This is a genomic window from Pseudomonas sp. PA-4-8C, from assembly GCF_021606625.1.
GTDB lineage: Bacteria > Pseudomonadota > Gammaproteobacteria > Pseudomonadales > Pseudomonadaceae > Aquipseudomonas > Aquipseudomonas lactis.
The window spans coordinates 1-12853 of record NZ_WKCD01000152.1 but is presented as its reverse complement, the minus strand read 5'-3'; the positions used below and the strand labels follow the sequence as shown (position 1 = coordinate 12853).

General features: G+C 60.1%; 10 protein-coding genes. 5 read left to right on the top strand and 5 right to left on the bottom strand.

Going from position 1 to position 12853, the window contains the following annotated elements; all coding sequences use genetic code 11:
- Positions 1-256 precede the first annotated feature (256 nt).
- Both GIW04_RS19895 and GIW04_RS19890 read left to right on the top strand, forming a co-directional pair.
- Positions 257-2353, top strand: a complete 2097-nt coding sequence (locus GIW04_RS19895; protein WP_236407102.1) for a putative bifunctional diguanylate cyclase/phosphodiesterase — start codon at positions 257-259, stop codon at positions 2351-2353.
- Between the two features lie 54 nt (positions 2354-2407).
- On the top strand, positions 2408-3154 hold the full coding sequence (locus GIW04_RS19890; protein WP_034135501.1) for an SDR family oxidoreductase: 747 nt from the start codon (positions 2408-2410) through the stop codon (positions 3152-3154).
- Between the two features lie 12 nt (positions 3155-3166).
- Here the strand turns inward: GIW04_RS19890 and GIW04_RS19885 are convergent, their stop codons facing one another.
- The 4 genes from GIW04_RS19885 to GIW04_RS19870 all read right to left on the bottom strand — a co-directional run bounded on the left by GIW04_RS19885 (position 3167) and on the right by GIW04_RS19870 (position 7117).
- On the bottom strand, positions 3167-3655 hold the full coding sequence (locus GIW04_RS19885) for a hypothetical protein (protein ID WP_003190976.1): 489 nt from the start codon (positions 3653-3655) through the stop codon (positions 3167-3169).
- 63 nt (positions 3656-3718) lie between these two features.
- Positions 3719-5128 carry a GntR family transcriptional regulator MpaR gene (gene mapR / locus GIW04_RS19880; RefSeq protein ID WP_034135502.1) on the bottom strand — a complete coding sequence of 470 codons (1410 nt, stop codon included), beginning with the start codon at positions 5126-5128 and terminating at the stop codon, positions 3719-3721.
- 155 nt (positions 5129-5283) lie between these two features.
- On the bottom strand, positions 5284-6693 hold the full coding sequence (ccoG, locus tag GIW04_RS19875; protein ID WP_120248218.1) for a cytochrome c oxidase accessory protein CcoG: 1410 nt from the start codon (positions 6691-6693) through the stop codon (positions 5284-5286).
- A 184-nt stretch (positions 6694-6877) separates the two neighbouring features.
- Positions 6878-7117 carry a DUF3203 family protein gene (locus GIW04_RS19870; RefSeq protein WP_057709922.1) on the bottom strand — a complete coding sequence of 80 codons (240 nt, stop codon included), beginning with the start codon at positions 7115-7117 and terminating at the stop codon, positions 6878-6880.
- A gap of 123 nt (positions 7118-7240) precedes the next feature.
- On the opposite strand from GIW04_RS19870, the gene GIW04_RS19865 reads away from it, so the two are divergent.
- Positions 7241-7738 carry an MgtC/SapB family protein gene (locus GIW04_RS19865; protein WP_003190981.1) on the top strand — a complete coding sequence of 166 codons (498 nt, stop codon included), beginning with the start codon at positions 7241-7243 and terminating at the stop codon, positions 7736-7738.
- 5 nt (positions 7739-7743) lie between these two features.
- Here the strand turns inward: GIW04_RS19865 and GIW04_RS19860 are convergent, their stop codons facing one another.
- On the bottom strand, positions 7744-8904 hold the full coding sequence (locus tag GIW04_RS19860; RefSeq protein WP_120248217.1) for a M10 family metallopeptidase C-terminal domain-containing protein: 1161 nt from the start codon (positions 8902-8904) through the stop codon (positions 7744-7746).
- A 548-nt stretch (positions 8905-9452) separates the two neighbouring features.
- Between GIW04_RS19860 and GIW04_RS19855 the strand changes: the two genes are divergently transcribed.
- Both GIW04_RS19855 and treS read left to right on the top strand, forming a co-directional pair.
- Positions 9453-11441: an alpha-1,4-glucan--maltose-1-phosphate maltosyltransferase gene (locus GIW04_RS19855; protein ID WP_120248216.1), complete on the top strand. Its 1989-nt coding sequence runs from the start codon at positions 9453-9455 to the stop codon at positions 11439-11441.
- A gap of 166 nt (positions 11442-11607) precedes the next feature.
- A partial coding sequence (gene treS / locus GIW04_RS19850) for a maltose alpha-D-glucosyltransferase (RefSeq protein ID WP_236479142.1) occupies positions 11608-12853 on the top strand: 1246 nt, incomplete at its 3' end.

Genomic DNA, 12853 nt, shown 5'->3' with positions numbered 1-12853 from the left:
CGTTAGTGCAGTAGTAGTTGCGGTGACTGACACACCGCCTTCGCGGGCAAGCCCGCTCCCACAGGGGATCTGCGCAGGCCACATTTTGATGTCCATGACGTCGTTGAAAACAGCCTGGCGAAGCCAGCCGATTGACGCCAGAAATTGCGTGATGGCCAATGGATTAATTAATCACCTGTCCTGTATTCATACTCGCTACAATCGCCCGATTTGCCACCCGGCACGGGCTTTGCGCCGGTCGCCTGCGAGACGTCCCATGCTGATCGGTAGCTATTCAACCTCCCTTGTCGTGATTTCCCTGTGCGTGGCCATCCTGGCGTCCTACACCGCCTTGGACCTTGCCGGGCGTATCGCAACCGCCAAGGGGCGGGCTGTTTACCTATGGATTACTGGCGGCGCAGTGGCGATGGGCATCGGCATCTGGTCCATGCACTTTATCGGGATGCTGGCCCTGCGCCTGCCGTTTGCCCTGGGCTTTGACGTAGCCATTACCCTGTTTTCGCTGTTGATCGCCGTGCTATCCAGCGGGTTTGCGTTATGGCTGGTCAGCCAGCCACGCTTACCGGCCTGGCAACTGGCATTTGGCGCGCTGGTGATGGGCGCCGGTATCGCCAGCATGCACTACACCGGCATGGCCGCGATGCGCATGACACCCGGCATTGATTACGACCCGACCTTGTTCGGCGCTTCGTTGGTGATCGCGGTGGTGGCGTCCGGCGCCGCCCTGTGGATTGCCTTCAACCTACGGGGCAACACACCTTTTGTACGGCTGGCACGGGGTGGCGCCGCCGTGGTGATGGGCGTGGCTATCGTGGGGATGCACTACACCGGGATGGCTGCGGCGCGCTTTGCCGATGGCAGCTTCTGCGGCGCCGCCTTGACCGGCTTGAGCGGCAAGGGCCTGGATAACCTGGTCTTGGTCACTTCGCTGGCGGTGCTGGTCATTGCGCTCTTGACCTCGGGGCTGGATGCGCGCCTGGAAGCGCGCACCGCCGTACTCGCCGATTCCCTGACCCTGGCCAATCAGGAACTCACCCACCTGGCCCTGCATGACATGCTCACCGGCCTGCCCAATCGCACGTTGTTGGCTGATCGCATTCAACAAGGCATCCAGGCGGTGAACGAGCGGGGCGGTTGCTTTGCCTTGATGTTTATCGACCTGGATGGTTTCAAGCCGGTCAACGATGCCTTTGGCCATCACCTGGGCGACCAGTTGCTGCGCGAGGTCGGCTTGCGCTTGCGCGAGGATTTGCGCAGCCAGGACACCCTGGCCCGCATCGGCGGTGATGAGTTTGTGTTGCTGGTGCAGCTCACCCAGCCCGACGATGCCATGGGCTTGGCCGAGCGCCAGGTGAGCCTGATCAATCGCACCTTCACGGTGGCCGAACATGAGTTGCAGATTTCGGCGAGCATCGGTATCGCCATGTTCCCGGGCAACGGTAATAACCCCCAGGAACTGCTGATGAACGCCGACGCGGCGATGTATCACGCCAAGGGCATGGGCAAGAACGGCTACAGCTTCTTCGATGTGTCGATGAACACCAATGCGCGCAAACAACTGCAATTGCTGCAGGATCTGCGCAATGCCCTGGAGCAGGGGCAGTTTCGTTTGCATTACCAACCCAAGTTCGACGCCGTCAGTGGTCTTGCCGTAGGGGCCGAGGCGCTGTTGCGCTGGGAGCATCCGCAACAGGGCTTGCTGATGCCCGCTACGTTTATCGCACTGGCGGAGAAAACCGGGCTGATCATTCCCATCGGCGAGTGGGTACTCGATGAAGCCTGTCGCCAGATGCGCCTGTGGTACGCCCAGGGTTATGAGAGCTGGCGCATCGCCGTCAACCTGTCGGCGTTGCAGTTCTGCCACGCCGGCTTGGTCAATAGCGTAGCGGCCGCGCTGGAGCGTCATCAATTGCCGGCCAACAGCCTCACGCTGGAAATCACCGAGACCACCGCCATGAGCGATGCCGACGCGAGCATGACGGTATTGCAGCAGCTCTCGGATATGGGCGTGGACCTGTCCATCGATGACTTTGGCACCGGTTACTCCAGCCTGATGTACCTCAAGCGCCTGCCGGCCAACGAGTTGAAGATCGACCGTGGTTTTGTGCGTGATCTGGAACACGACAGCGACGACGCGGCCATCGTCTCGGCCATCGTGGCCCTGGGCCAGGCCCTGGGCCTGCGAATTGTCGCTGAAGGCGTGGAGACCGATATGCAGCAGGACTTCCTCACCCGCCTGGGATGTGACGCCTTGCAAGGTTTCTTGTTGGGGCACCCGTTGCCAGCCGACAGCTTCATGGCCAATATCCGGCGCACCGAAGAGCCGGTAGCGCCTGACAAAAGCATTAAGTGAAAGGTATTCTTGGATCCAACCTTAAACATCCGGTTGAATCAGGAGGCCGCAGCCATGGACAAAGTCGTCATCATCACGGGGGGCAGCCGTGGCATTGGCGCCCAGACAGCATTGCTCGCCGCTCGCCAGGGCTATCGCATCTGCATCAACTACCAGGCGGATGAAGGCGCGGCCCACCGTGTACTTGAACAGGTGCGTGCGTTGGGCGCCCAGGCGATTGCCGTGCGGGCCGATGTCAGCAATGAGGATGAAGTGATCGGCCTGTTCAATCGCGTTGATGCGGAATTGGGTCGGGTCACTGCGCTGGTCAACAACGCTGGCACCGTGGGGCACAAGTCACGGGTCGATGAGATGTCCGAGTTTCGTATCCTCAAAATCCTCAAGACCAATGTGCTGGGCCCGATCCTGTGTGCCAAGCACGCGGTGTTGCGCATGTCGCCCCGCCATGGCGGGCAGGGCGGCAGTATCGTCAACGTGTCGTCGGTGGCGGCGCGGCTGGGCTCGCCGGGTGAGTATGTTGACTACGCTGCCTCCAAGGGGGCGCTGGATACCTTCACTATCGGCCTATCGAAAGAGGTCGCAGGTGAGGGCATCCGTGTCAACGCGGTACGCCCTGGCTATATCTTTACCGATTTTCATGCTTTGAGCGGCGACCCGGACCGGGTCAGCAAGCTGGAGTCCGGAATCCCGATGGCGCGTGGCGGGCGCCCGGATGAAGTGGCGGAGGCGATTATCTGGTTACTGTCGGACAAGGCGTCGTATTCCACCGGAACGTTCATTGACCTGGGCGGTGGCCGTTAAGGCGCTGGCCGATCAGGTCCGCAGCGTGCGCAGCACCCCGTAGCCGTACCAGGAGAATTGCCGGAGCAGATCGGCTTCGGAGTGCTTCACCACGCGATAGCCACAGTTGGAAAAACCCTCGATATGGCCATTGCGGCTATCGCTGCCATTGAGGGTTCGATCATCGACGTTATCGAGAAAGCGCAGCACTTTATCCAGATCGTAGGCCGCATTGGCTCGAGCTTTGGGGTCTGGATTAGCGTTAGTCCAGTCGCCGACCTGTCGCTTGAGGTCATCGACGACCTGATAGAAATCGCAGCCTTTGAGGAAGTTTTTTGTCACGCTACTGTGCTCGATGATCGCCTCTGCCGAGCGATGATCACCGGCAGGGCGTCCGTTCGGGCCTGTCATCTGGCGCACCTGCTGTTGTTCCGCCCAGCGCATATAGTGGCGAGGGACGGGAAAAGGCCTCAGGTTGCGAGGCACACGTGTTGGCAGCGAGCAGTTTTTCCAGGTGATCACGCAGGTCTCGTTATTCGGTCTGTGGAGGCCTCTGAGTCGTTAAGACGCGACGGTAGGTTCCATTTAGAACGAGCGCACAATCCGCCCCAATGTCTCCATGGCCTTCTCCGAGGCTTCGTTCCACGGGCTGCCATAGTTCAAGCGTATGCAGTTTCTGAAGCGCTGGGTCGCGGAAAAGATCGGCCCCGGCGCAATGCTGATGCCCTGGGCCAGGGCCATCTGGAACAGTTTCAGCGAGTCGGTCTGCTCTGGCAATTCCAACCACAGAAAATAGCCTCCGGCAGGTTGGCTGACCCGCGTCTGTGCCGGGAAGTAGCGGGCGATGGCCGCCAGCATGGCGCTTTGCTGTTCTTCCAGGGCGTAGCGCAGTTTGCGCAGGTGCCGGTCATAGCCGCCGTGTTGCAGGTAATCGGCAATCGCCGCCTGGGCCGGCATCGATGGGCACAGTGAGGTCATCAGTTTCAACCGCTCGACCTTCTGCGCGAAGCGGCCGGCGGCGACCCAGCCCACGCGGTAACCCGGTGCCAGGCTCTTGGCAAAAGAGCCGCAGTGCATCACCAGCCCTTCGGTATCGAAGGCCTTGGCCGGCTTTGGGGCTTGTTGCCCGTAATACAGCTCGGCATATACATCATCTTCGATTAACGGCACTTGATGGCTGCGCAACAGCTCCACCAGCGCCTGTTTTTTCTCCTCAGGCAGCGTGGCGCCCATGGGGTTCTGGAAGCTGGTCATGGTCCAGCAAGCCTTGATCGGATAGCGCTCAAGGCTTTGGGCCAAGGCGTTCAGGTCGATACCGTCACGCGGATGCACCGGAATCTCCACGGCCTTGAGCTTCAAGCGTTCAAGCACTTGCAAGCAGGCGTAGAACGCCGGCGCTTCGATGGCGACCAGGTCGCCCGGTTCGGTCACGGCCTGCAGGCACAGGTTGAGCGCTTCGAGGGCGCCGTTGGTGATCAGCAGCTCCTCCATTGGCAGCATCAGGCCGCCGACCATATAGCGCAGGGCAATCTGCCGGCGCAGTTGCGGGTTGCCTGGCGACATGTCGGTGACCACCAGGCGTGGGTCCATTTCGCGGCTGGCACTGGCCAGGGAGCGAGCCAGGCGCGGCAGCGGGAACAGCATGGGGCTGGGGAAGGCCGAGCCGAAGGGCACGGTGTTGGGGTCTTTGATCGAGTCCAGTACCGAGAACACCAGCTCGCTCACGCCCACATCGGTGGACTCATGCACCTGCTCACTCACCACCGGTTCGGAAAACGGGCTGGGCGCATGGGTGTTGACGAAGTAGCCAGAACGCGGGCGGGCGCGAATCAGGCCACGACGCTCCAGCAAGTAATAGGCCTGGAACACGGTGGACGGGCTGACGCCGTAGGCTTGGCTGGCATAGCGCACCGATGGCACGCGCTGGCCGGGGCCGAGGACGCCGGAGCGGATCAGTTCTGCGATGTCGTCGGCGAATTTTTCGTAGCGTTTCATGGCGGCCTAATTTGCTTTTTGAATGTGTACGCAAGGCGAACTGTGGGAGCTGGCTTGCCTGCAAAGGCGGTGTGTCAGTCAGTGCATCTGTTACTGCACTACCGCTTTCGCAGGCAAGCCAGCTCCCACATTTGATCTTTATTGTTGATGAAATATCAGCGATTCAAGGGCGCAACGAAGCGGCTGTCGGCAGCGGTATAAATCCACGGCTCATCCACATCCGTCACTTTAAAACGGATAGTTTGGGAACTGCTGGCCGGTGTGTCCGCCAGCAACGCCACCGACACCGGCACATCGACAATTTCCCCGGGCGCCAGGCTGACCTGGGTCTTGCCTTGCAACTGGAAGCCTTCGGCATCTACCAGTTCCAGGCGGTAGTCCTGGCGCTGCTGGGTCTTGTTGATCACCTTGAGGCTGTAGATGTTCTCGATCAAGCCCTGGCTGTTTTCGCGGAACATACCACGGTCCTTGGTCACATCCAGCGACACCATCGGCCGTTCAATCAGCGCCACCACCAATGCCGCGATCATCACCACCAGCACGGCACTGTAGCCGATCAGGCGTGGCCGCAGCAGGTGAGTCTTGCCGCCCTGCAATTGATGCTCACTGGTGTAACTGACCAAACCACGGGCATAGCCCATTTTGTCCATGATCGAATTACAGGCGTCGATACAGGCTGCGCAGCCGATGCATTCCATTTGCAGGCCGTCGCGGATGTCGATGCCGGTGGGGCATACCTGCACGCACAGTTGGCAGTCGATGCAATCGCCCAGGCCAACCTCGGCTGGCTGCACGTCACGTTTACGCGGGCCACGCTGCTCGCCACGGGCGGCGTCGTAGGAAATGGTCAGGGTGTCTTTATCAAACATCACGCTCTGGAACCGTGCATAGGGGCACATGTGCATGCACACCGCTTCGCGTAGCCAGCCGGCATTGAGGTAGGTGGCACCCGTGAAAAACAACACCCAGAACAGGCTCACACCGCCCATCTGCCACGTCAGCAATTCAGCGGCCAAGGGGCGGATGGGGGTGAAATAGCCCACAAACGTCAGCCCGGTCAACACACTGATACCCAGCCACATCGTGTGTTTGGCCGAGCGGCGTGCCAGCTTGTTCAGGCTCCAGGGCGCGGTCTGCAGTTTGATGCGCTGGTTGCGTTCACCCTCGGTGACCTTTTCACACCACATGAACAGCCAGGTGAACGAGCTTTGCGGGCAGGTGTAGCCGCACCAGACGCGGCCGGCAAACACCGTGATTGCAAAGAGGCCGAAGGCGCAGATGATCAGCAGCGCCGAGAGCAGGATGAAGTCCTGAGGCCAGAACGTCGCACCAAAGATATGAAATTTGCTCTCGGCCAGGTCCCACAGTACGGCTTGGCGCCCACCCCAGTTCAGCCACACGGTGCCGAAAAAAGCCAGGAACAGCAGGCCGGCACCGCCCACACGCAAGGTGCGAAACAGCCCGGTAAAACTGCGGGTATGGATCAGGTTGTCGCTGGATTTGGCCTTCACCTTCTTTGGGTGAATGGGCTCAAAGGTTTCCACGGTTGGGATTCGTTCGCTCATGGTCGTTCGCTCATCAGCCTCCATCAGGCCGATGAACTATGGGCGACGGGCTGTTTGCATAACAGGCTCAGGTGGAATGATAAAAAGCGGATCAGATAGGTTTGGCGCGTTCGTGTGCGTCAATGTGCTGCACCCCCAGGGCCTAGGGGTGCAGGGAGTCAGTGGGTTCGATGATACAGATCAATTAAATTACCGAACCAGGTGCTGCCGCCTTCACATGGTTACGGCTGTCCGTGGCCCCTTCAACCGTAAGTTTGTCGGCCTCAGCTTCAGTGATGTATATCCGTTTGCCAGCCAAGTCCACACAGGACATGGCTTTGTCATTGTCGGTAAGGATGGTCACCCGGGTGGCTGGCAGGCTTTGTTCCTGGCCGTTGTCGTCGAGTGTGAAGTAGCACAGATGATTTTCGATGCGTACGGTCATGACAATCTCCGTTTTGTGGGCTATGCAGCTTTAGGCGGCCGCCATGCGGGCCGGTTCCAGGCAACTGACTGGCGGTCTGCGCTGTCCATCCTTTATCTATCCATAATAAAAAGGAGCGCATCCATGGACGCCTGGTGGCATCTGGTGTGGCAAACCCTGCAAGCCGAATTCGCGGACATCGGCGATGCCCGGCAACTCACCCAAGTGACCGTGCGCCTGCTGATCGCGGCGATCCTCGGCGGCATCCTGGGGTTTGAGCGTGAACACAAGGGCAAGGCGGCCGGGGTGCGTACTCATATGCTGGTGGCGCTGGGCGCCGCGCTGTTCGTGCTGGTGCCGCAGATGTCCGGCAACCAGGCAGATGCCATGAGCCGTGTGGTTCAAGGGGTGATTGCGGGCATTGGCTTTCTCGGTGCTGGCACCATCCTCAAGGGCAAGGAAGACGAGGAGGGCCAGCATGTGAAGGGCCTGACCACGGCGGCGGGGTTGTGGATGACCGCCGCGATTGGCGTGGCGGCGGGCATGGGCCGTGAATCGACAGCGGTACTCAGTACGCTGCTGGCGTTGGTGGTATTCAGTGTGATGCCCCGGGTCGTCAAGCTGCTGGACAAGGATGAGTGACAGGGTCAGGTGGTGAGGTTGCTGTACCTGACCTCACCGAAGACTTTCACCACGAAGGGCGGCTCTCCCGGGTTGCCGGAAATCATTACCACGCTCGTATTATTGGCCGGGTTGTAGTGAATCTGCACTTCGCCACTGGCGCCTGAGAAATTTTCTACCGATTTCAAAGGTTTGTTGCCGAGTTGCTTGCGAATGGCCGTTACATCGAGCTTGTCTCTGTTGTGGTCAAAATCCATCACCTCCTGAGGCGCATCGAAGTTCGAGTCGCGGATACTGTGGAAGGTGAAGGTCTGACCAATGTCAATCCTGGAATCGTTGCTGTTGCTGTTGCTGTTGCTGTTGCTGTTGCTGTTGCTGTTGTTGTCGGGTTTGAGGCTGTCTGCCTCAGCCGATGAATTGTCCGGTTGCGGGGTCGGCTCGCCGAGGTCCACTTCCTTGCCGATCTCGAAGAGGGCCGAGGCGAGTGGCGTACTCTGGCGCACTCGCTGTTGGGCATAGGATTCCTCAACGCGTAGCTCATCTAAGACTTGCATGGATTGGCTGAAACTCTCCTCGGGGTCAGAACTGGCGGTGCGGGCGCGGATCTCTTGAGGGCTCAAGCCCGGTCGCTCGATATGCGAGGATTGCTCATGAATCATCTGCAGGCTTGACTGACCTAGACGCTCCTTCACTTTGGTAATCAGTTTGCGCGCTTCGTCTGCATCCGGGCCATGCAGCATCGACTTGACATTTTCCTTGCTTAACAGGCTACCGATCTCGGCCAACTTCTGGGCGCTCTCCTGCGAGTTTGGCTCGCGCAGCATCTGGGTAATACTCTCCCGGCTGGCGAGCGCACGAAGTTGGGCGAGCCGGGGGGCGTCTGCACCGGGCGCCTGCGGCTCCACGTCTGTAGTCGGTGCAGTGGTGGGCGCAGTTGAGGCTTGCTCCTCGGGCGCATCGGTACCGGGCGCCTGCTGTTTTAGGCTTGTCGAGGGGCTAGGGTTGGGCGGGGTAGAAGCTTGCGGCGCCCTGGGGAGGTCCGATGGATGCGTGTCAGGCTCTTTCCTGCGCATGATTCCGCTGGGGCCGGCCGTTAATAAATCGTTCAGTTTCTGTCGATCATCGCTGACCGGACGTTGTTGTAGGCCATGCATATCGGGCGTTGGTGGCAGTAGCGAAATGGACATAGAAGGTACTCGCGTTACGGACGGTATAGTCTGCGGCCAGCAAAAAGGCGGGGCAGCGCACGAGTAATGAATCTATCTTGGCCTTCGAGGGGGTGATCTCGGTGATGTCTGTAAAGCGAGTGCGAAAAATCAGCATCGCTTGCCCGCGATATTTGGTTCGCAAGCAAGCGTTTGCGGGCCTGTAAATCAGACGATAACGGGCGGCATCGTTGCGGGGGGTTCCTGCACGGGCGGTGGCTCGTTTTCAGGGGGCTCTTGTTCAGGAACGGGTCGGGGTTCTGTGGGCGGCAGCGGGGGCTCGTCGATATTTGGATCTTCGGGTTCAGGGGGTATCGGGATATTCATTGGTATGGCCTCGTTTGTGCTTTGCTCTATCGGTGGACCCTTGCCTGCGGGAAATGATTCCCGCCCAGTGGCGGTATATCCACCTGAACTTTTGAACAGCGCCCAGGCTCGGACCTTATACGGCCCTGCTCAGGGAGAGCGTCGCCGTTTCTGAATTCGGATCAAGCCAAGAGCGTCCACAGGGCGTAAGGGGAAGATGCTCGATGACTGCTGAAACACTGGTTCCAGAAGACTCCGTGCTGCCGCTGTCCCAGGCGCTGCTGTTACCCAGGATCGCGATCGAAAGCACCATGCCGGTCATCGACAACGGTGAGTTTGCCGTCAAGGCGGTGGTGGGTCAGCGGGTCCATGTGACCAGCAAAGTGTTCGCCGATGGCCACGATAAACTGGCGGTGTTGATCCGCTGGCGCGCGCTGGGAGATGAAAGCTGGCACAGCGTGGTCATGCTGGATATCGGCAACAATGGTTGGGAGGGCGCGTTTACCGTCGCCCGTCAAGGCCGCCATGAGTACTGCATCGAAGCCTGGATCGACACCTTTGCCAGTTTCTGTTACGAACTGCGCAAGAAGCATGAAGCTGGCGTGCCGGTCAGCCTGGAGTTACAGGAGGGCCGCAGCCTGGTCTTGCAGGCCGCCGAACGCAGTGACAATGAACTGCGTGACCGCTTGATGTTGTTGCACCATGAGCTCTCCGGCCTGTTGGAAACCGAGCAGGTGGCGTTGTTCCTGCACGAAGACAGTGCACACCTGATGACCCAGGCCGACCATCGGGCCTATTTGAGCGTGAGCCCCGCGTACCCGATTGACGTGGAGCGTGAGGCCGCACAATTTGCCAGTTGGTACGAGCTGTTTCCGCGCTCGATCACCGACGATCCGGCGCGGCACGGCACGTTTAACGACGTGCATGCGCGTTTGCCGATGATCCATGACATGGGCTTCGACGTGCTGTACTTCCCGCCGATTCACCCCATCGGCCGTAGCCATCGCAAGGGCAAGAACAATTCACTCACTGCCGGCCCCGATGATCCTGGCAGCCCCTATGCCATCGGCAGTGAGGAGGGCGGTCACGAGGCGATCCACCCGCAGTTGGGCACGCGCGATGATTTTCGCCGGCTGGTCCAGGCCGCTGCCGACCACGGCCTGGAAATCGCCCTGGATTTCGCCATCCAATGCTCCCAGGACCACCCTTGGCTCAAGCAGCATCCGGGCTGGTTCAACTGGCGCCCGGACGGCACGATCAAGTACGCGGAAAACCCACCGAAAAAATACCAGGACATCGTCAACGTCGATTTCTACACGGCCGATGCCATCCCGAGCCTGTGGACTGAACTGCGCGATATCGTGGTGGGCTGGGTGGAAGAGGGCGTGAAGACCTTTCGCGTTGACAACCCGCACACCAAGCCGCTGCCGTTCTGGCAATGGCTGATCAGCGACGTGCGCGCCAAGTACCCGGAGGTGATCTTCCTCGCCGAAGCCTTCACCACCCCGGCGATGATGGCGCGCCTGGGCAAGGTCGGCTATTCCCAGAGCTATACCTATTTCACCTGGCGCAACACCAAGGCTGAGCTGAGCGAGTACCTCACGCAACTGAACCAGTCGCCTTGGCGTGAGTGCTACCGCCCGAACTTCTTCGTCAATACGCCGGACATCAACCCGGGTTTCCTGCATGAATCCGGCCGTGCAGGCTTCCTGATCCGCGCTGCGCTGGCCACCATGGGCTCGGGCTTGTGGGGGATGTATTCAGGCTTTGAGTTGTGCGAAGCCGCGCCGGTGCCGGGCAAAGAGGAATACCTCGATTCGGAGAAGTACGAGATACGCCCCCGCGACTTCACCGCGCCCGGCAACATCATCGCCGAGATCGCCCAGCTCAACCGCATCCGTCGTCAGAACCCGGCGTTGCAAACCCACCTGGGGCTCAAGCTCTACAACGCCTGGAACGACAACATCCTGTATTTCGGCAAGCGCAGCGAAGACGGCAGCAATTTCATTCTGGTCGCCGTCAACCTCGACCCGCACAACGCCCAGGAAGCCCACTTCGAATTGCCACTGTGGGAGATGGGCTTGCCCGACGATGCCCAGACCCAGGGCGAAGACTTGATGAACGGCCACCGCTGGACCTGGTACGGCAAGACCCAATGGACCCGGCTGGAGCCACAGATGCCGTTCGGCATCTGGCGCATCAGCACATCCTGAGTGCTCGTTCCCACGCTCTGCGTGGGAACGCCTCACGTGACGCTCTGCGTGGGAATGCCTCACTTGACGCTCTGCGTCGCGCTTGGGACGCGGAGCGTCCGGGGCTGCATTCCCACGCGGAGCGTGGGAACGATCCTCGAGAACTTTGTATTTTCAGGAGTTTGCAATGGCCAAGAAACCCAAGGCAGCCACCTTTATCAAAGACCCGCTCTGGTACAAAGACGCGGTGATCTACCAGGTTCACGTCAAATCCTATTTCGACTCCAACAACGACGGCATTGGCGACTTTGCCGGGCTGATCGCCAAACTTGACTACATCGCTGACCTGGGCGTGAACACCATCTGGCTGCTGCCGTTCTACCCCTCGCCGCGCCGTGATGACGGCTACGACATTGCCGAATACCGCGGCGTGCACAGCGACTACGGGACGATGGCCGACGCCAAGCGCTTTATTGCCCAGGCCCACCAACGCGGGCTGCGGGTGATCACTGAACTGGTGATCAACCACACCTCCGACCAGCACCCCTGGTTCCAGCGTGCGCGCAAGGCCAAACCAGGCTCGGCGGCACGGGACTTCTACGTGTGGTCGGACGATGACCAGAAATACGACGGCACACGCATTATTTTCCTCGACACCGAAAAGTCCAACTGGACCTGGGACCCGGTGGCCGGCCAGTACTTCTGGCACCGCTTTTACTCGCACCAACCGGACCTCAACTTCGATAACCCGCAGGTCATGAAAGCGGTGCTGTCGGTGATGCGCTATTGGCTCGACCTGGGCATCGACGGCCTGCGCCTGGACGCCATCCCCTACCTGATCGAACGGGACGGCACCAACAACGAAAACCTGGCCGAAACCCACGACGTCCTCAAGCAGATCCGCGCCGAGATCGATGCCCATTACCCCGACCGCATGCTGCTGGCCGAAGCCAACCAATGGCCGGAAGACACGCAGCTGTACTTTGGCGACAGAAAGGGCGACGACGGCGATGAATGCCACATGGCGTTTCACTTCCCGCTGATGCCGCGCATGTACATGGCGTTGGCCCAGGAAGATCGCTTCCCCATCACCGACATTCTGCGCCAGACCCCGGAGATTCCCGCCAACTGCCAGTGGGCAATTTTCCTGCGCAACCATGATGAGCTGACCCTGGAAATGGTCACCGACAAAGAGCGCGACTACCTGTGGAACTACTACGCCGCAGACCGCCGCGCCCGTATCAACCTGGGCATTCGGCGACGCCTGGCGCCGCTGGTGGAGCGCGATCGTCGGCGGGTGGAATTGCTCAACAGCCTTTTGCTGTCGATGCCGGGCACGCCGACCTTGTACTACGGCGATGAAATCGGCATGGGCGACAACATCTACCTGGGCGACCGTGACGGCGTGCGCACGCCGATGCAATGGTCCATCG